Origin of the sequence: Lysinibacillus sp. FN11 (assembly GCF_024628845.1) — a bacterium.
In the GTDB taxonomy this organism is placed as follows: Bacteria; Bacillota; Bacilli; order Bacillales_A; family Planococcaceae; genus Lysinibacillus; species Lysinibacillus capsici.
In genome coordinates this window covers 4,261,220-4,280,667 of the sequence record NZ_CP102383.1, presented here as the reverse complement: position 1 = coordinate 4,280,667, position 19,448 = coordinate 4,261,220, and the positions used below count along the sequence as shown (strand labels likewise).

Here is a 19,448-nt window from a genome sequence, read left to right as displayed (position 1 = left end):
TGTAAAACCATACTAAGAGCATAACAACAAAGAGATTTGACAATCTAACCTATCATAATTACCGTTCTAATGCTTCTATATGATAAAAAAAGATAAGGAGGAGACACACTATGGCACCACGTCGCGGAGGCCGCAAACGCCGTAAAGTTTGCTACTTCACTTCAAACAATATTACGCACATCGACTACAAAGATGTAGATTTATTAAAAAAATTCATCTCTGAGCGCGGTAAAATTTTACCACGTCGCGTAACTGGCACTAGCGCTAAGTACCAACGTAAATTAACTTCAGCTATCAAAGTATCTCGTATCATGGGATTACTTCCATTCGTAGCAGAAGATAAATAAAATTTATTTATTAATAAAAGCACAACAAGGTTTTCATAACCTTTGTGGTGCTTTTTTTTATTTATACTGTTTCTCAAATATTGTTGCTATAAAGGAAAGTTAGGATTATTCAACAATCGTGCACGATTGTTGAAGATCGTTATTGAACTAAAGCACCAGGTTAGTTCAATAAGAAAAAAAGAGCTGCATACGCAACTCAATGATTTTTATCTAATCATTAACATATATTTACCCCCTAGAATATATGTCAATTCATGCATAGATTTGTTATTTATTGTTTTCAAGATAGTTTCCTTTTTCCCTTAAACAGGCGTGTTTTTATTTCCTTATAACTCAGAAAATTCAGAATTATCGTTGACGAAAAAACCGTTATCATATATATTATAGTTGTGCAAATTACAAATTAAGGGGGAAGTGGAAATTATGTTTAAATTAAGTAAATTGGCAGCAATGATGCTTGTTGTACTTATGTTTTTTGCATCTACTAGTTCAACTAATGCCGCAGAAGTTGTTCAAAGCGAGAAATTTGAAACTAATATTGTTGGGGAAGTAAATCTATCTTTAGCAGGAGATGATTATCCAGATGACTCAATCTCTCCTTTCGGTTTCTATCTTTATAAGGACGTGGATATCCCTTCTCCTCAAACTTATTCAACTCACAGCAATGTACCAGCAACCTATTATTATGAAGCATTCAGTGGATCATATTGGTATAAGGGTTGGATAAATCTTTACAAAACAGAAAAACTTACAAATGGCACTTGGAGAGGATATTACAGGGGAACAGTTTCTGCTTGGGTTGAATAAATTATCAAATGTAAAATTATTTCAAGCTCACCTATTTGGTGGGCTTGTTTTATTTAAGAGAACGATAGATATAGCAAAGTATCAACGATAGGTACCTAAAATGACATTCTAATTACACAATATAATAAGATTAGATTCGGATAGAAGACTATTGGAAAATATTTTTCCAATTTTTTTGCATCGATTAGTTTTTAGGTAAGATTATTTTCTAAAATTATTTTATTTAAAATGTCACCAAATGGTAACTTCATGTGTGTTATAAGTGAAAGGAGTTGATGGATGTTGCAACAATTAGTTTGGTCGAACGAACTAGATATAGAACGAATTGTTGATAAATATGGAAATATGCTTTTTAGAATGTGTCTTGTTATTCTATGCAATGAGAATGATGCAGAGGATGTCGTACAAGACACTTTTATTACCTATCTAACTAAATCTCCACCATTTAACGATTCAGAACATGAGAAAGCATGGTTGATTACTATTGCTACAAATCGCTGCAAGAATATGAGAAGGTACAATATTATTCGTAAACATATGGATATCAATGATTTACAACTATATTGTAAGGATGATGAAAACTATGGTTTAATTGAACATCTTATGAGATTGCCAAATAAACATAAGATTGTCTTGTTACTTTATTATGTAGAGGGCTATAAAGTAGATGAAATAACAAAAATACTTGGCATTACTACTTCAGCAGTTAAAAAGCGATTACAACGTGGAAGAGAGCTTATTCGAGAAAAATATCGAAAGGAGAATGAATGATGAACTTTGATAAGATTAAAGAAGCTGTTAATACTATTGAAATGCCAAAAACTATGAAAAATCGTGTGAAAAAGAATTGCAATATTATAGAAAAGAAAAATTTTAAAAGGCGGATTTCTGTAGCTTGTGCATTTGGATTCCTATTGTTAATTATGATAGGTATTCCGTTTTTCAATAATAATGGAAACTTTCAAGTCGCAAATTTTACAATCACAGCTTATGCATTGAGTGATGATGGGAATCAGCCAAATACCAAACTTTCATCAGATAAAGCTACTTTTAAATTATCAACTGAAGCTAGAGGTAGTACAACTGATATAACTGGAGATGTAGGTAATTTAATCTTTACAAAGCTTATGCTAAATATAAGTGGAGAACATATCGACTCAGTCACTTATACCATTAGCAAAGGCAAGTTTATAGAGGATGTTACACTTACAGCTAAAGAATATGCAGACAAAGACTGGTTATTATCAGAAAAGATATTTATGATTGGAAGTTCGCCTGGTTCAGATATATACAACGGTACAAAGGAAATTGGAAATACCTATACAGTTGAGTATAATGAACAGGATAAATATCAATATTCAATTGCAATTCCTCATGATGGCAATTTGGTAATAGATGACGACATAATAATCAAAGTCATTGTAAAATATACAGATGGAAGCTCTGAACAACAAGATATTGCTGTAACTCAAGAATCAAATTCTTTAAAATCAAATTCTATTTCATTAAAGCTTAATTAAAATAATCGAGATGTAATACTACTGTACAAAGAACTAAGTTAACTGGAGAAAAGAAGAACTAGTAGAAAAATCTACAGGATAGATTAGAAACCAAACATTGACGAGGATACTTATTACTCTTGGTAGTATTGTTGGGTACGGAATTTATGTTGAATTTAGTTAAATTAGTTAGTATCATGGGATTACTTCCATTCGTAGCAGAAGATAAATAAGATTGATGACGTTAAGGTAACTGACCTTACATCAATTTTGAATACCAGCATATTACGATATTCGTATCGAGTATGCTGGTTTTTTGTTATGGTTAAAAAGAAAATTATCAGCTACTTAGGTAAAAGTTCGAATTAAAATTGAAAAAATAATGACAATGTACATAGTGATCTAAGTGATTTTTGTTCAATACTATGAAAAAATGGTACAATAAAGGGTAGTAAGTTTGACTGAAAAAAAGGAAGGTTTTCAATGCCGAATAATCAAACAAAAGCGCTTGTACAAGGCTCAATGATGGTTGCACTTTTTACAATCTTAATGCTAATTTCTGCATATGTACCATTCATCTTTATAGTAGCTTTATTATTCGCTCCACTACCGATTGCTTGGTATAGCGCAAATTACAAGCGTTCCACATCAATACTCGTAGCAATAGTAGGCTGTATCCTAACCACTATAACTAGCGGAATATCCATGCTGCCATTTGCCTTTATTTTAGGGTTAATAGGTGTCGTTATGGGTAACGCCATTTATTTGAAGAAGAGTAAGCTTTATTTATTTATGTCCACGGGGATTGCTAATCTCCTCTCGATGGCAATCGTTTATATTGCCTATGTAAAGCTTTCAGGAATTGACTTCATAAGCATGAGTTTAGAGATGGCACGTAAAAATTATGAGCAATCTAATGAATTTGCGAAGAATGTAACAGGTCAAGTAGCCATAAATCCAGAACAGCTTGAGGCAATGTTTAAAACAATTGAACTGACTATGCCTGCAACAATAACAATTTCAGCATTTTTTGCTGCATTTATTATTATTACAGTCAATTTACCAGCTCTAAAACGACTAGGGGTAGATGTTCCAAAATTTGCTCCGTTCCAAAATATGCGATTACCACGCTCTATTTTATGGTATTACATGATTGTGTTATGCATTAATTTATTCATGCGTCCTGAGGCTGGTTCTACGTTAGATATCATTGTATTAAATGTTTCTTATATTTTATGGTTGTTACTTATTCTACAGGGAATATCTTTTATCCATTATTTTATCTCTAGAAAAGGGATGCCAAACGGAGTTAAATGGGTAGCTACTTTGTTAGCCATTCCACTATCATCCTTTATGATCTTACTCGGTATTGTTGATTTAGGTTTTGACGTACGTTCACTTGTAAAGGGGAAGACTAAAGAATAAGGGGCTGATTGTAATGGGGACTTTTAGAAAACGACCAATTCGCTATCCGCTTTTTGTTCTTTCCATATTTGGAACTGTGACGTTCGTGCTTCTATGTATTTGGAATATCGGGATAGGTATCGGTTATGGTGTAGGTTTTGTTTTACTGATGGCCTACACATGGAAGGTAGAGAAGATAGCTTTTGAGGAAACAGAAAAGCACATTGAATCTATCTCCTTCCGTATGAAAAAAGTAGGGGAAGAGGCACTACTTGAAATGCCAATTGGGATACTGCTGGTTAATGAGCAGTACGAAATCGAATGGTCTAATCCATATATGCAAGGCATTTTAAATATGGAATCATTAGTTGGAGAAGGTATTGTAAATATATCTGATGACATCTATGTATTAATGAAGACCGAGGAGACTAATGAGGCGACGATTACACTACGTGATCGGAAATATCGTGTTTATTATAAAAAAGAGGAACGACTACTGTATTTCTTTGATATAACTGAACAGATTGCCATTGAAAAGCAATACTATGCAGACCGTACAGTAATCGCTATATTGTTTGTCGATAATTACGATGAAATCACGCAAGCCATGGACGATCAACCACGTAGTTTAACCAACACAATGGTTACTTCAATTGTCAATGAATGGGCTGCAGAGCATGGTGTATTTGTCAAAAGAATATCATCAGATCGTTTCTTAGCAGTATTAAATGAATCCATTTTAACGGAGCTAGAAAAGAAAAAATTTGCTATATTAGATACCATTCGAGAAAAAACAGCTCAAAAGAATTTATCATTAACATTAAGTATTGGTGTAGGAGCTGGATCATCCTCATTAGTGGAGCTTGGTGAGTTGGCACAATCCAGTCTTGATCTTGTATTAGGACGGGGTGGAGACCAAGTGGCGATAAAGCAACCTACTGGAAAACTTAAATTCTATGGTGGAAAAACAAATCCAGTCGAAAAACGTACACGTGTTAGAGCGCGCGTTATTTCACATGCATTACGCGATTTAATTCAAGACAGTGATCAAGTGTTTGTTATGGGACATAAAAATCCTGACATGGACTCCATTGGTGCTTCTGTAGGTGTAAGGAAAATGGCACAAATGAATGATGTAAAGGGTTATGTCATTATCAATTTTGATGAATTAAATGGTAGCGTTACACGGTTAATGAATGAAATAGAGAGTAAATCAGATTTCTATGAAAATTTCCTTACACCAGAGGAAGCCGCTGGTAAAATGACTGAGAAATCGTTGCTCGTTATTGTTGATACACACAAGCCGAATTTAGTAATTGATGCACACCTATTGAAATTAGCTGAAAAGGTGGTTGTAATCGACCATCATCGTCGAAGTGAGGACTTTATCGAGAATCCTACACTCGTTTATATGGAGCCATATGCGTCGTCCACAGCTGAGCTAGTGACAGAGTTACTAGAATATCAGCCGAAGCGTGCAAAAATTAATATGCTAGAAGCTACTGCATTACTAGCGGGTATTATCGTTGATACCAAAAGCTTTACACTTCGAACAGGAGCACGTACATTTGAAGCAGCTTCTTATTTACGAACAAATGGAGCAGATACAGTATTAGTCCAACGTCTCTTGAAGGAGGACGTGGACACATATATAGAGCGCTCCAAGATTGTGCAAACAGTTAAGTTCGTAAAACCAGGAGTAGCTGTTGCTGTAGGTGAGGAATCAAAAGTGTATGACTCTGTCTTAATTGCGCAAACTGCCGATATTTTACTAACGATGAAGGATGTTAGTGCATCCTTTGTCATTGCACATCGGGCAGATGGCAAAATTGGTATAAGTGCACGATCACTTGGCGAGGTCAATGTACAGCTAATTATGGAGAGGCTTGGCGGCGGTGGACATTTAACGAATGCTGCCTGCCAAATAGATGCTAAATCCATCGATGGTGTGAAAAAACATTTAGAAGAGGCCATAAATGAGGTCTTTGAAGGGAGTTCTGACTAATGAAAGTAGTATTTTTAAAAGACGTTAAAGGAAAAGGGAAAAAAGGTGAAATTAAAAACGTAGCTGATGGCTATGCACAAAATTTCTTAATCAAGAATGGCTATGCAGCGGAAGCAAATGCGCAAGCTTTAAGCCAAATAGAGGGGCAAAAGAAATTAGAGGCAAAAAATGCTGCTGCTGAATTAGCTGAAGCACAAGCACTAAAGGAAAAAGTAGAAGCACTAACAGTTGAGCTAAAAGCAAAATCAGGTGATGGTGGCCGCTTATTTGGCTCAGTATCTACAAAGCAAATTGCTGATGCATTACAAAAAGTGCACGGCATTAAAATTGACAAACGTAAAATGACTTTACCTGATGGGATTCGTTCACTTGGTTTTACAAATGTTCCTGTAAAACTACATCATGAAGTATCAGCAACGTTAAAAGTACATGTAACGGAAGAATAAGGAGCGACAATCCATGAGTGAACCGATGATGGACCGCGTTCCACCGCATAACCGGGAGGCGGAGCAATCGGTTATCGGTGCTATCTTCCTTGAGCCACAGGCATTAATAACAGCATCAGAAATTTTATTGGCAGATGATTTTTATTTAAATGCCCATAAGAAAATTTTCGAAACGATGTTGCGCTTAAGTGATCAAGGAAAAGCGATAGATGTTGTAACAGTTACAGAAGAATTATCAGCTAAAAAAGAGATTGAGGACGTTGGCGGGCTTTCTTATTTACTAGAGCTCGCCAATGCTGTCCCTACAGCTGCCAATGTCGCTCATTATGCCAAAATCGTTGAGGAAAAGGCCCTCTTACGTCGATTGATTCGAGTGGCTACGAAAATTGTCGAGGACGGCTATACACGTGAAGACGAAGTAGAGGCATTATTAGGCGAGGCAGAGAAGAAAATGATGGAGGTTGCCAATCGAAAGAATGCAGGTGACTTTAAGCATGTTAAAGATGTGCTAGTGGAAACTTTCGATAATATTGAGCAACTTCAATCACAAAAGGGAGAAGTAACGGGTATCCCGACTGGCTTCCGTGATTTAGATAACATTACTGCTGGCTTTCAACGCAACGATTTAATCATTGTTGCTGCTCGTCCATCTGTAGGGAAAACCGCCTTTGCATTGAATGTTGCGCAAAGTGTTGCTGTACAAGCTCGTGAAAATGTTGCAATCTTTTCTTTAGAGATGGGTGCAGAGCAACTGGTCATGCGTATGCTTTGTGCAGAAGGAAATATAGATGCACAAGTTTTACGTACAGGTGCTTTAACTACAGAAGATTGGGGTAAACTAACTATGGCAATGGGTAGTTTATCGAATTCAGGGATTTTTATTGATGATACTCCAGGTGTACGTATCAATGAAATCCGTGCGAAATGTCGTCGTTTAGCTCAGGAGAATGGACTAGGAATGATCTTAATTGATTATTTACAGTTGATTCAGGGGAGCGGCAAGCCAGGAGAAAACCGTCAGCAAGAGGTATCAGAGATTTCCCGTTCCTTAAAGGGATTAGCCCGTGAATTAAAGGTACCTGTTATTGCGTTATCACAGTTATCTCGTGGTGTTGAGCAACGACAAGATAAACGGCCAATGATGAGTGACTTACGTGAATCGGGAAGTATTGAGCAAGATGCTGATATTGTTGCGTTTTTATACCGTGATGATTATTACGATAAAGAATCTGAGAATAAAAATATGATCGAAATTATCATTGCGAAACAACGTAATGGTCCAACAGGAACCGTTACATTGGCCTTTAAAAAAGAATTCAATAAATTCATTAATGTGGATTGGTCACAAATGCCACCTCCACCGCCACGTGATTAGTCAAGTTACTCGTCATTCAGATAAGTTGCCTATTAGGAATGAAATATTACCCTTAGAATAATTTAATCTGAATGTTCGATAATATTCATACCATTCTGTTATTAAACACGAACGTTGAATCAGATTTTTTGATTTTATGTTCGTGTTTTTTCACTATTTTTTATTGACGAGTTGTTTCTATCATTGTTACAATAATTGAGGCTTGAAAATTGAGATACAAAGGTATCTAACGGAGGTGCTGATTATGACATCAGTAGTAGTTGTAGGAACACAGTGGGGAGACGAAGGAAAAGGTAAAATTACAGATTTCCTTTCGCACAAAGCCGATGCCATCGCTCGTTTTGCCGGTGGAGATAATGCAGGACATACCATTAAAATTGATGGTGAAACTTATAAATTACATTTAATTCCATCAGGGATCTTCTATAAAGATAAAACTTCAGTAATTGGTAATGGATTAGTTGTGAATCCAAAATCATTAGTAACAGAGCTTAAAGGTTTACAAGAGCGTGGTATTAATACAGATAATCTACGTATTTCTAATCGTGCGCATGTGATTTTGCCTTATCATATTAAACAAGATATTGCGGATGAAGAAAGTCGTGGAGACAATAAAATCGGCACAACTTGTAAAGGTATTGGACCTTGTTATCAAGATAAAGTAGCACGTATTGGGATTCGTATGGCTGACTTACTTGATAAGGAAATCTTTGAGGAAAAACTACGTCATAATTTAGCCATTAAAAATAAGTTATTTGAGAAATTCTATGAAGTTGAAGGCGTAACATTCGAAGAAATTTTTGAGGAATACTATGGTTATGGACAAGAAATTGCTAAGTATGTTACGGACACGTCTAAAATTTTGAACGATGTCCTTGATGAGGGCGGTAAAGTGCTATTCGAAGGTGCACAAGGAATTTTACTTGATGTCGATCAAGGTACGTATCCATATGTAACATCTTCAAATCCTGTAGCTGGAGGAGTAGCGATTGGTGCAGGTGTTGGGCCATCACGCGTAACAAGTGTTATTGGTGTATCTAAGGCCTATACATCTCGAGTAGGAGATGGACCATTCCCAACAGAATTGTTTGATGAAGTAGGTCAACAAATTCGTGAGGTTGGTCGCGAATACGGTACAACAACAGGTCGTCCACGTCGTGTAGGCTGGTTCGACACAGTCGTTGTTCGTCACTCACGCCGTGTAAGTGGCATTACTCATCTTGCTCTTAACTCTATCGATGTTTTATCGGGCTTAGAAACAGTAAAAATTTGTACAGCCTATAACTATAAAGGTGAAACAATCACAGAGTATCCAGCAAATCTTCATATTATTGAACAATGTGAGCCAATTTATGAGGAGCTTCCAGGCTGGTCTGAGGATGTAACAAGCTGCAGAACTTTAGAAGAGCTACCTGAAAATGCACGCCGCTATGTGGAGCGTATCAGCGAACTAACAGGCATTCAAATTGCTACTTTCTCTGTTGGACCTGCACGTGAGCAAACAAACGTGTTAGTGGACGTTTGGGAAGCATAATGAAATAAAATGAAAAGGGCGTGCCAAATGCGGCATGCCCTTTTTTAGTGAATATCTTTCTTCTTAAAGCGACCACCTTTTACCTCGGCGATATTGCCGATGGCTAGAAAAGCATTGTCATCTATTTCAGCGACGATTGTTTTCAATTTAGATTCTTCTAAACGAGTTATAACGGTAAATATGACTTTCTTGTCATTCCCCGTATAAGCTCCCTCTCCGTGAAGGAAAGTAACACCACGACCAAGTCGATCCATAATCGTTTGTCCAATTTCATCAATTTCATCACTTATGATATAAACAGATTTTGATTCTTCCAATCCTTGAATAACAATATCAATCATTTTATAGGCAATATAGTATGCAATGATGGAGTACATGGCTTGCTCCCAATTAAAAATAAATCCTGCCACCGTAAAAATAATGATATTGAAGAACATGATGATTTCTCCAACTGAAAAAGGTGTCTTGCTATTTGCTAAAATAGCTAGTATTTCAGTTCCATCCAATGAACCTCCATAACGAATGACAATACCGACACCAACTCCTAAAATCATTCCTCCAAAGACTGTTGCCAATAATGTGTCTTCCGTAAATTGATGGATATTATGTAAGGCAAGTGTTGAAAAAGAGAGTACGGTAATACCTAGACCTGTGGACAATGCAAAGGTTTTACCAATTTGTTTATAGCCTAAAAAAATAAAAGGTAAGTTTAAAATGAAGATGAAAATACCAAGGGGTAATTTTAATAAGTGAGATGTGATAATGGAAACACCTACGATGCCACCATCCATAATGTGGTTGGGTACTAAAAACAGTTCCAAGCCCAATGCCATTATAATCGCGCCTAGCGAAACCATAATAATTCTTGCAAAAACTTTTCGCATGCTATTTTTCTGAGATCTCAACACTTTTGTTGTGATATCAGCGGTTTGTGAATCACTCAATTTAATCGCTCCAATCAAATAGTGTACCTTCTATATATATTTTATCGGAATATTAAAAAAGTAAAAAGTATTAAGTCAAAATTCCCTTGAAAAAAATTTTAGAATAGTATAACGATGATAGTTAAATTAATTTTGAGAACCAATATATGAATAAAATTACAGTATTTATAAACTATATAAAATATATTCTATGTAACAATAAGTAGATAAATAATACATTTACATTACAAAAGAGTTAAATCGTTCAAACGTCATTTTCTTTATGGTACATTATAGGGGTGCAAAAAATCCTTGTGGGTAAATCATCCTACAGTAGGGTAAAGTTGGAAGGGGCTTTATTGATGAATTCGTTTTGGAAGAGAAAAGAAGAAAACAATAGATTCACCTACAATTTTTCTTCTTTTAAAAAGGCTTCAATCGTTGTAGTTTTAATGACAAGCCTAACGATTAACATGGGATTTGCTAAGGAATATAACAAAGAAAACTTAAATAAAATTTACCACGTCTATGTGGGGAATGAATATATTGGTGCAGTATCTGATGAGAAAGCAATTCAAGAAATAATTGCATCAAAAGAAAAAGTGGCAAGTCAGCAATTCAAAGGTTTATCCATTGATGCTAGCTCAGCTGTTAAAATAATCCCAGAACAAGTATTTACAAACGAAACAAAAGATGCAGAAACATTATCAAAACTTAAGCAATCTTTAGTGGCCAAATCAGATGCCTTTACATTATTAGTAAATCACAAACCAGTAGTATCACTAAAGAATACAGAAGCTTATGAGAAAACTGTTCAAATGTTAAAGCTACAATATGTTTCCCAGCAAGAATTAGATAACTTATCAAAACGCCAAGCTAGCAATAATCTACCAGAATTAAAAGATGGTGAGTCTAGACTTCTAAATGTTTCTTTTAAACAAGGCGTTTCAGGGTTATCACAAAAAGTGACACCCACTGATATATTATCACCTGAGCAAGCCGTGAAGTTTTTAATGACAGGTTATCTTGAGCAAGAAACATACAAAATTGAATCAGGAGATGTGTTAGGGTCAGTTGCTAAAAAACATAATTTAACAACAAGTGAACTACTAGCTCTCAATCCGGATATCACAGTAGATACAGTTTTACAAATTGGACAAGAATTAAATGTTACTGTGGCAAAGCCATTTGTGACACTTGAAGTAAAAAAGGAAAAGAAAGTTGCGGAAGTCATTCCGTTTAAAAAAGTAATTGAAGAAGATCCTACAATGTATAAAGGTGAAAAGGTCATCAAGCAAGAAGGTGTTAATGGAAAAAAAGAAACAACTTATGCATTAACATCTGAAAATGGTACACAGACATCAAAAGTTGCCTTAGAGGAAAAAATACTTCAACAACCAGTAGATGAAATTGAAGTAGTTGGTACAAAGGTTATTTCTTCACGTGGAACTGGAGAATTTGCATGGCCAGCAGTCGGGGGCTATATTTCAAGTGGTATGGGTGAACGTTGGGGAGCCTTCCATCGTGGTATTGATATCGCTCGACCAAGTAACTATAATATTTTGGCTGCTGATAATGGTGTAGTGGTTGCTGCTGGCACTTCTGGCACCTATGGTAATCGTATTGTTATTAATCATAATAATGGTTTTACAACACTTTATGGACATTTATCTTCAATTAATGTTGAAGTCGGACAAGTAGTGGAAAAAGGTTCTGTGATTGGTATTATGGGTTCCACTGGAAATTCGACAGGTACACATTTGCACTTTGAAGTTGAAAAGAACGGTTCATTAGAAAATCCGTTATCTTATGTAGGCCGATAAAACATGTTGAATAGAAGGCAGTCCGAATAATGGACTGTCTTTTTCTATTATTTCCCGAGAAATAATTGTTGAATTACATCGCTTTTTGTCACAGTATTAGAGGGATTGAATATCGATTAATGCATAGAATCCGAAAGCATGATAGAGTTAAGAGTAGTGAATTTACAAATACACATTGTTTAAGAATAGATAAGAAGCGAAAGGGAGAGTATGTATGAATAAAACAATTTTAGTTGTTGATGATGAGAAACCAATCGCAGATATTTTGCAATTTAATTTAATAAAAGAAGGCTATAAAGTTATTTGTGCTTATGATGGTGATGAGGCATTAAAGAAAGTAGAGGAAGAGCAACCAGATTTAATGCTTTTAGATATTATGCTGCCAAAGCGTGATGGCATGGAAGTTTGTAGAGAAGTACGTAAAAAATATGATTTTCCGATTATTATGCTAACAGCTAAAGGCTCTGAAATTGATAAAGTATTAGGATTAGAGATGGGTGCAGATGATTATGTCACAAAGCCATTTAGTACAAGAGAGCTGATTGCACGTGTAAAGGCCAATATGCGCCGTTTACAAGTAGTCGCTCCAGCTACAGAAGAGGCTGAGGAAGAGTCGAATGAGATTGTCGTAGGTTCGCTTGTTATTCAACCAGATGCCTATTTAGTAATGAAGCGTGATGAAGCAATTGAATTGACACATCGAGAATTTGAGTTACTTCATTATTTAGGGAAACATATTGGACAAGTAATGACACGGGAGCACCTCCTACAAACAGTATGGGGCTATGATTACTTTGGTGATGTACGAACTGTTGATGTAACAATTCGCCGTTTACGTGAAAAAATTGAGGATAATCCTAGTCATCCCGCTTGGATTGTCACGCGACGTGGTGTAGGTTATTATTTACGAAATCCTGAACAGGAGTAATAGGAATGCAGAAAGTGAGCTTCTTTAAATCCATTCATGTAAAACTAGTGCTGATTTATATTTTATTAATATTGCTTGCTTTACAAATTATCGGTATCTATTTCGCTCGTGAGTTAGAAAGAAATTTGAAGAGCAACTTCCAAGATTCCATTTTTCAGCGAGTTGACTTGATGCAATATAGTCTTCGTGAGGAAATTTTAAAGGAACGCGATGAAAGCATGCCTAAACTAGAGGAGAGCCTAAAGTCAATTGTTATGGAGTTTTCTACTGGTTTAAGGGATGTTTCAAATGGTGATATTTTAGAAATTCGTGTCATTGACAATAGACAAAGAATACTTGCAACATCTGAGCTTGAAAACCAGAATTTAATAGGTCAGCGCTCTAATACTGACCTTGTACGTCGAGCGATATCTGCCGAAACACTGTTTGATATTATTAAGCTGGACAATAAGACGAGAAATCGTGTGTGGGTTTTAGCGAATCCCATTCGTGCGGGTGCAGGACCAGACGATGAAATCATTGGTGTACTCTATATTGAAGCCAATATTGAATCAGTTTTTGAACAAATGAATGATATTAATCAAATTTTCCTTGGTGGTACCGCAATGTCCTTGGTCATTACCATCTTCTTAGGTATTCTTGTGGCAAGAACAATTACACAGCCAATTGCTGATATGCGAAAGCAGGCTCAGGCAATGGCGAAGGGGAACTATTCTCGAAAGGTACGTGTATATGGTACAGATGAAATCGGCCAGCTAGCCATCACCTTTAATCATCTAACCAACCGTTTGCAGGAAGCCCAATCGACCACAGAAGCTGAACGTCGAAAGCTAGATTCAGTTCTGAGTAATATGACAGATGGTGTAATTGCAACAGATCGTAAGGGACGTATTATTCTCATCAATGACCCTGCATTGGAATTACTGCATATTTCAAGAGATATTACATTAGGGCGTCCTATCGCCTCGGTATTGGGAATTGATCAGGAATATAGTTTTGAAGACTTAATTCATATGAATGATGCCGTGAATTTAAACTTTAGTACAGCAGATGCCCCCTATATACTTCGTGCTAATTTCTCTGTTATTCAAAAAGAAACAGGCTTTATTAATGGTCTGATTACTGTTTTGCACGATATAACAGAGCAAGAAAAGATTGAAATGGATCGTCGGGAATTCGTATCAAATGTATCACATGAGTTAAGAACGCCATTAACAACAATGCGCAGTTATTTAGAGGCACTTGCAGATGGTGCATGGAAAGATGAAAATATTGCTCCTACGTTTTTAAATGTGACACAAACCGAAACAGAGCGTATGATTCGTTTAGTAAATGATTTATTGCAGTTATCAAGAATGGATAGTTCAGATTATGAGTTAAATAAAGATATTGTCTTATTTAATTCATTCTTTAACCGCATTATTGACCGATTTGAAATGTCTAAGTCTGACAAGGTACAATTTGAACGATTATTCCCTGAAACATCCTTTTATGTAGAAATTGATACGGATAAAATCACACAAGTTATTGATAATATCATTTCCAATGCTATTAAATATTCTCCAGATGGCGGCAATATTCGCTTTGGGTTTACGGGACAGGATGACATGTTGAAAGTCATGATTTCAGATGATGGCATGGGTATTCCTAAAGAAAATGTTGGCCGTATTTTTGATCGTTTCTATCGTGTGGATCGTGCACGCGCTCGTTCTATGGGAGGAACAGGCTTGGGACTAGCTATTGCGCGGGAAATGATTGAAGCACACGGCGGTAAGATTTGGGCTGAAAGTGAAGAAGGACATGGTACAACAATTTTCTTCACATTACCATATGATGCAGATGAATTTGGTGAGGCAGGTGAGTGGGAATGAAATATATAGAGCCAGTTAAATCTGTTGTATTATTTCTACTTGTTATGCTGAGTGTGATTTTAACTTTTTTAATTTGGACCTATACACCTGATTATAAATATATTGAAAAAACAGAGGGAGAGGAAATTTTAATTAAGCCGCAAAAGGATATGGAGGATATTATTCGACCATACAAGGCTATTTTCCGTTCTGAAGAAGAGTTTACAGGCACAGTTTCTAATGCAGCTATGAAAGATATGATGAAAGTATTTAAAGGCTGGAATGTTTTAGATTTGGTGCCTGTAAACAATAATCTTTCTGCAAACTATGTGAATCAAATTATTGGCGCAGATCATCGAATGACAATTTTTTTTACGGGAGAGATTCCATTTTCAGCTTTTAACACAACCTTTCAGTTCACAGATAAGGAATTACCAGAAACAACGTTCAATCGTATGATTATAGATTGGAGTAATTACAATAGCAAAGAATTAATGTTGTATTACATTAGTGGCAATAACCAATCATTATTCCGCTCACATGTCAGTGTGCCAAACATGAATCAATTTATACAGGAAGTCATAGAGCCTGCAAAAAAATATGAGGTTTTTAAAGAAGTAGAGAGAGAAGGCTATACATCTCTTTATTTGGCGAACAGTAATATTGAATCTGTAAAATATACATATTTTATTGAGGATATTACGCCAGAATTATTTAAAAATGTGCTATTCCCAGATCCAAATATTGTGCAGCGGAATGTGGAAAGTGCATCCTCTGAAAAATATACAGATGGTATGTCGTTAATGACCTTAGAAACAAATCTTAAATCATTAAACTATGTTTATCCTGCTGCAGAAAGTAGTATTAGAGTCGAGCCATCCAAGCTTTTAAAGGATAGCTTTGAATTTATTAATGAGCATGGAGGATTTACGACAGATTTCCGCTATACTTCATCCAATACCAATAAAAATCAAATAGATTATCAAATGTATTTGCAAGGTTTCCCTGTCTATAGCAATCATGTTATTACACGAATGACAACGATTTGGGGAGATAGTCGAATTTTCCATTACAAGCGTCCATACTTCTCATTGGATATGGATATATCATTGGAGAAAGAAATCAAAGAATTAGCATCAGGTGCGGAGATCGCAGAGAGATTAAAAAGCGCTAACAGTATTCCTCTGTCTGATATCGATGAAATCGTCTTGGGCTATTATTTAACACAAAATCAAGAACAGAATATATTTATATTTGAACCTTGTTGGTTTGTTATTCGGAATGGTACATGGACTAAACTGACTCCTGAAGTATTAGGAGGTGTTAAAAATGGATTGGAATAGAACAAAATCTATTTTTATATTCGTTTTTTTAATACTGAACATCTTCTTGTATTCACTTTATGTCAATCGCTATAATGAAGCAAAAGATATTGAGGTACCGGGTGAAAGAACAATAGAAGCCCGTTTAAAGGATGATAATATTACCTATGGCACATTACCAAATAATATTGAATCTGCTTCGTATATGACAGCTCAAGTGCATAAATTCACACCAGACGAATTTAGTAATAGTAACCAGCAAGTTAAATTGAAGGATGATAATAATACAAAGGCTCGTGTTATTTTTATGAGGCCTGTTAAATTACGTAATGTAAGTGATGACGCAAGCTTTACAGATTTTGTCCTGGCAAACATCATTGAAGGTGAATCTTATGCTTTGTGGAAAGTAGACCGCGAAGAACGAGTCGCAATTTTTTTCCAAAAGACAAACAATCGAATGTTCTATTATAGTGGTTCATTAAAAATAAAATGGAATGCTAATAACGAAGTAACAATGTATGAGCAAACAATGATTGATAACATTGAAGAAATGGAACAGCAGGAAACCGTTATTCCACCACTTCAAATTATTCAAACTTTGTATGCGAAAGGACCGCTCAAGCCAGATTCTCGCATTACACAAATGAAACTAGGTTACTCAACGCTTGTTAAATTGACACGTACTCAGGTACTGGTGCCAACATGGGAAGTTCAGGTGAAATTATCTGATGGGACAAAAGAGGAGTACTTTGTGAATGCAGTAGAAGGTAAAGTCATCGAAATCCAGGAGGACAAGCAAGAGAGCGAAGAAGAAGACTGGGGAGTTGAATAATGCGATTTAGTGTTTTAGCAAGTGGCAGTACAGGGAATTCGATTTATGTAGAGAATGACGATCATGCTTTTATCGTTGATGCGGGTCTTAGTGGGAAAAAGATGGAGCAGTTATTTACAAAAATCGACCGTAATATGAAGCAACTCAGTGGTATCTTTGTTACACATGAGCATAGTGATCATATTAAAGGAATTGGTGTACTGGCACGGAAATATAATGTACCAATTTACGCAAACGCCAAAACGTGGCAGGCAATGGATGGGCTTATTGGGGACATTCCTGTAGAGCAACGTTTTGAATTTGAAATGGATACAGTGAAGCATTTTGGTTCTTTAGCTGTTGAATCCTTTGCTGTTTCACACGATGCAGCAGATCCGATGTTCTATACTTTTCATGAAAATGATCGCAAGCTTGTCATTATTACTGATACAGGCTATGTCAGTGATCGTATGAAAGGAATTATTCGAGGCGCTGATTCATTTGTCTTTGAAAGTAATCATGATGTCAATATGCTTCAAATGGGACGTTATCCTTGGTCTATTAAACGTCGCATTTTAAGTGATGTAGGACATGTATCTAATGAGGATGCAGCAATTGCAATGAGTGAGGTTGTATTTGATAAGACGACGAATATTTATCTTTCACATTTGAGTAAGGATAATAATATGAAAGAGCTAGCACGTATGAGTGTCGCACAAACCTTACAATCTTGTGGCATCCTTGTTGGTGAGCATGTTCATCTATTTGATACGGATGCAGAAGAACCGACGAAATTGGTTACGGTTTAATCAGAGGCTATTTAGACAAAATTTGAAGCTGTTCAACGCATAAAAAATGCATTGAACGGCTATTTTTTATGCCTATTTTATTTGTTTTTCATCTGATTTTAATGTTTGAATCGTAAGATTAGGGTAACAACTAATTAGATAGCACTCAAAGGAAAGGATGAGGATCATGAGCTATTTCCAAGATGATGATAAAAACAGTGATTTCCTAAAAAATGATGAGGTACCGAAATCACCTCTTCAAGAAAGACTAGAGCGTGAGGAGCAAGAAATGCAGACTAAGCGCATGAAAAAGAAAGGTGGCGGAGGTAAAGGCGGCTATTTCTTTAGTGGTTTGGTCGGTGTCATTATAGGTGCTTTACTTGTGTGGCTTATGCTACCAGGACTTGTAAGCCAAATGCCTGGAACAACAACAAGTAATACAGGAAAAAATAGCACAACAATTAATCAGGTAGCTACAGAAGTAACGACAGATGTGACAACTGCAGTTGATAAAGCCTCACAAGCAGTTGTTGGTATCACAAATATTCAAGAAGTAACAAGCGGAGGTTTTTGGAGCCCACCATCAACGACAACAAAAGAAGCAGGAAGCGGTTCAGGTGTTGTTTATAAAATTGAAGGTGATAAAGCCTTTATCATCACAAATAACCACGTTATTGAAGGGGCAAAGCAGTTAGAGGTCACAATGCCAGACGGAACAAAAGAACCGGCTCAATTAGTGGGTCACGATGTTTGGACGGACCTTGCAGTTATTTCTATTAACTCTAAAAATGTTAAAACCGTTGCGACATTCGGGAATTCAGATGTATTAAAACAAGGTGAAACAGTGATTGCCATTGGTAACCCACTTGGTTTAGACTTCTATGGTTCTGTGACAACTGGTGTTGTTTCTGGTAAAGACCGTTCTGTACCAGTAGACTTAAATGGTGATGGCACAGAAGATTGGCAACAAGAAGTATTGCAAACAGATGCTGCGATTAACCCAGGAAATAGTGGTGGAGCACTTGTGAACTTAGCTGGAGAATTAGTAGGAATTAACTCCATGAAAATTGCTGAATCCTCAGTTGAAGGTTTAGGGTTCTCTATTCCAATTAATTCAGCTATTCCAATTATCGAGGAACTAGAGAAAAATGGAGAAATGAAACGTCCAACAATGGGAGTTTCACTTGCAGATTTAACAGATGTGCCATCATTCTATCAACAACAAACATTAAAATTACCTGCAGAGGTGACAACAGGCGTTGTTGTAACAGATGTCATGAATAACTCACCAGCCTCAAAAGCAGGGGTTCAACAATACGATGTTATTGTAGAGATGGATGGTCAAAAAATTGAAACAACTATTGATTTACGCAAACATTTATATAATGACAAAAAAATTGGTGATAAGCTAACATTAAAAGTGTACCGTCAAGGTAAATTAGTCGAGCTATCACTAACATTAACAAATGGTAATACATTGTAAAGAAGATGAAAAGCGATGGAGATCTAATCAATCTCCATCGCTTTTTTTATGAGGATGGAGAAAATACTTTTATGAAATATTGTGGATAACTAGAAAATTGTGA

17 protein-coding genes are annotated in these 19,448 nt (G+C 36.0%); 16 read left to right on the top strand and 1 reads right to left on the bottom strand.

The window, feature by feature from the left end; translation table 11 throughout:
* Positions 1-110: 110 nt before the first annotated feature.
* The 9 genes from rpsR to NP781_RS22465 all read left to right on the top strand — a co-directional run bounded on the left by rpsR (position 111) and on the right by NP781_RS22465 (position 9,417).
* On the top strand, positions 111-347 hold the full coding sequence (rpsR, locus tag NP781_RS22505; protein ID WP_004233359.1) for a 30S ribosomal protein S18: 237 nt from the start codon (positions 111-113) through the stop codon (positions 345-347).
* Between the two features lie 423 nt (positions 348-770).
* A complete protein-coding gene (locus tag NP781_RS22500; protein WP_221682467.1) occupies positions 771-1,154 on the top strand; it encodes a hypothetical protein in 384 nt (127 codons plus the stop codon).
* 279 nt (positions 1,155-1,433) lie between these two features.
* Positions 1,434-1,925 carry an RNA polymerase sigma factor gene (locus tag NP781_RS22495; RefSeq protein WP_004233363.1) on the top strand — a complete coding sequence of 164 codons (492 nt, stop codon included), beginning with the start codon at positions 1,434-1,436 and terminating at the stop codon, positions 1,923-1,925.
* Entirely contained in the window at positions 1,925-2,674 is a 750-nt protein-coding gene (locus NP781_RS22490) for a hypothetical protein (RefSeq protein ID WP_221682466.1), read from the top strand. The genes NP781_RS22495 and NP781_RS22490 overlap by 1 nt, the downstream gene beginning before the upstream one ends.
* 462 nt (positions 2,675-3,136) lie before the next feature.
* Positions 3,137-4,078 carry a YybS family protein gene (locus NP781_RS22485; protein WP_221682465.1) on the top strand — a complete coding sequence of 314 codons (942 nt, stop codon included), beginning with the start codon at positions 3,137-3,139 and terminating at the stop codon, positions 4,076-4,078.
* A gap of 13 nt (positions 4,079-4,091) precedes the next feature.
* Positions 4,092-6,062, top strand: coding sequence for a DHH family phosphoesterase (locus NP781_RS22480; RefSeq protein ID WP_004233367.1), 1,971 nt, complete (start codon positions 4,092-4,094; stop codon positions 6,060-6,062).
* Complete coding sequence (gene rplI, locus NP781_RS22475) at positions 6,062-6,508, top strand: 50S ribosomal protein L9 (protein WP_004233368.1); 447 nt, start codon at positions 6,062-6,064, stop codon at positions 6,506-6,508. Before NP781_RS22480 ends, rplI begins: the two co-directional genes overlap by 1 nt.
* 13 nt (positions 6,509-6,521) lie before the next feature.
* Positions 6,522-7,883: a replicative DNA helicase gene (dnaB, locus tag NP781_RS22470; RefSeq protein ID WP_004233370.1), complete on the top strand. Its 1,362-nt coding sequence runs from the start codon at positions 6,522-6,524 to the stop codon at positions 7,881-7,883.
* A 244-nt stretch (positions 7,884-8,127) separates the two neighbouring features.
* A complete protein-coding gene (locus NP781_RS22465) occupies positions 8,128-9,417 on the top strand; it encodes an adenylosuccinate synthase (protein ID WP_004233375.1) in 1,290 nt (429 codons plus the stop codon).
* 44 nt (positions 9,418-9,461) lie between these two features.
* Here the strand turns inward: NP781_RS22465 and NP781_RS22460 are convergent, their stop codons facing one another.
* Entirely contained in the window at positions 9,462-10,379 is a 918-nt protein-coding gene (locus NP781_RS22460; protein WP_373880528.1) for a YitT family protein, read from the bottom strand.
* Between the two features lie 323 nt (positions 10,380-10,702).
* Here NP781_RS22460 and NP781_RS22455 point away from each other — a divergent pair, with 323 nt between their 5' ends.
* The 7 genes from NP781_RS22455 to NP781_RS22425 all read left to right on the top strand — a co-directional run bounded on the left by NP781_RS22455 (position 10,703) and on the right by NP781_RS22425 (position 19,345).
* Complete coding sequence (locus tag NP781_RS22455; protein ID WP_221682463.1) at positions 10,703-12,163, top strand: peptidoglycan DD-metalloendopeptidase family protein; 1,461 nt, start codon at positions 10,703-10,705, stop codon at positions 12,161-12,163.
* Positions 12,164-12,377: 214 nt separating this feature from the next.
* Positions 12,378-13,091, top strand: a complete 714-nt coding sequence (gene yycF / locus NP781_RS22450; RefSeq protein WP_221682462.1) for a response regulator YycF — start codon at positions 12,378-12,380, stop codon at positions 13,089-13,091.
* Positions 13,092-13,096: 5 nt separating this feature from the next.
* Positions 13,097-14,962 (top strand): cell wall metabolism sensor histidine kinase WalK, encoded by a 1,866-nt coding sequence (gene walK, locus NP781_RS22445; protein WP_221682461.1) that lies wholly within the window; start codon positions 13,097-13,099, stop codon positions 14,960-14,962.
* Positions 14,959-16,284: a YycH family regulatory protein gene (locus tag NP781_RS22440; RefSeq protein ID WP_257520866.1), complete on the top strand. Its 1,326-nt coding sequence runs from the start codon at positions 14,959-14,961 to the stop codon at positions 16,282-16,284. The genes walK and NP781_RS22440 overlap by 4 nt, the downstream gene beginning before the upstream one ends.
* The gene (locus tag NP781_RS22435; RefSeq protein ID WP_257520865.1) at positions 16,271-17,095 is read left to right on the top strand and encodes a two-component system regulatory protein YycI; all 825 of its coding nucleotides are present in this window, start codon (positions 16,271-16,273) and stop codon (positions 17,093-17,095) included. The genes NP781_RS22440 and NP781_RS22435 overlap by 14 nt, the downstream gene beginning before the upstream one ends.
* Positions 17,095-17,883 (top strand): MBL fold metallo-hydrolase, encoded by a 789-nt coding sequence (locus NP781_RS22430; protein ID WP_048395252.1) that lies wholly within the window; start codon positions 17,095-17,097, stop codon positions 17,881-17,883. The genes NP781_RS22435 and NP781_RS22430 overlap by 1 nt, the downstream gene beginning before the upstream one ends.
* A gap of 166 nt (positions 17,884-18,049) precedes the next feature.
* A complete protein-coding gene (locus NP781_RS22425) occupies positions 18,050-19,345 on the top strand; it encodes a S1C family serine protease (RefSeq protein ID WP_221682458.1) in 1,296 nt (431 codons plus the stop codon).
* The last annotated feature ends 103 nt before the right edge of the window (positions 19,346-19,448 follow it).

Bases quoted from the DNA above. Each gene is read 5' to 3' on its own strand.
- NP781_RS22480 (WP_004233367.1), top strand. From the start codon at position 4,092: ATGGGGACTTTTAGAAAACGACCAATTCGCTATCCGCTTTTTGTTCTT.
- rpsR (WP_004233359.1), top strand. From the start codon at position 111: ATGGCACCACGTCGCGGAGGCCGCAAACGCCGTAAAGTTTGCTACTTC.
- NP781_RS22425 (WP_221682458.1), top strand. From the start codon at position 18,050: ATGAGCTATTTCCAAGATGATGATAAAAACAGTGATTTCCTAAAAAAT.
- dnaB (WP_004233370.1), top strand. From the start codon at position 6,522: ATGAGTGAACCGATGATGGACCGCGTTCCACCGCATAACCGGGAGGCG.
- walK (WP_221682461.1), top strand. From the start codon at position 13,097: ATGCAGAAAGTGAGCTTCTTTAAATCCATTCATGTAAAACTAGTGCTG.
- yycF (WP_221682462.1), top strand. From the start codon at position 12,378: ATGAATAAAACAATTTTAGTTGTTGATGATGAGAAACCAATCGCAGAT.
- NP781_RS22495 (WP_004233363.1), top strand. From the start codon at position 1,434: ATGTTGCAACAATTAGTTTGGTCGAACGAACTAGATATAGAACGAATT.
- rplI (WP_004233368.1), top strand. From the start codon at position 6,062: ATGAAAGTAGTATTTTTAAAAGACGTTAAAGGAAAAGGGAAAAAAGGT.
- NP781_RS22485 (WP_221682465.1), top strand. From the start codon at position 3,137: ATGCCGAATAATCAAACAAAAGCGCTTGTACAAGGCTCAATGATGGTT.
- NP781_RS22455 (WP_221682463.1), top strand. From the start codon at position 10,703: ATGAATTCGTTTTGGAAGAGAAAAGAAGAAAACAATAGATTCACCTAC.
- NP781_RS22490 (WP_221682466.1), top strand. From the start codon at position 1,925: ATGAACTTTGATAAGATTAAAGAAGCTGTTAATACTATTGAAATGCCA.
- NP781_RS22440 (WP_257520866.1), top strand. From the start codon at position 14,959: ATGAAATATATAGAGCCAGTTAAATCTGTTGTATTATTTCTACTTGTT.
- NP781_RS22430 (WP_048395252.1), top strand. From the start codon at position 17,095: ATGCGATTTAGTGTTTTAGCAAGTGGCAGTACAGGGAATTCGATTTAT.
- NP781_RS22465 (WP_004233375.1), top strand. From the start codon at position 8,128: ATGACATCAGTAGTAGTTGTAGGAACACAGTGGGGAGACGAAGGAAAA.
- NP781_RS22435 (WP_257520865.1), top strand. From the start codon at position 16,271: ATGGATTGGAATAGAACAAAATCTATTTTTATATTCGTTTTTTTAATA.
- NP781_RS22500 (WP_221682467.1), top strand. From the start codon at position 771: ATGTTTAAATTAAGTAAATTGGCAGCAATGATGCTTGTTGTACTTATG.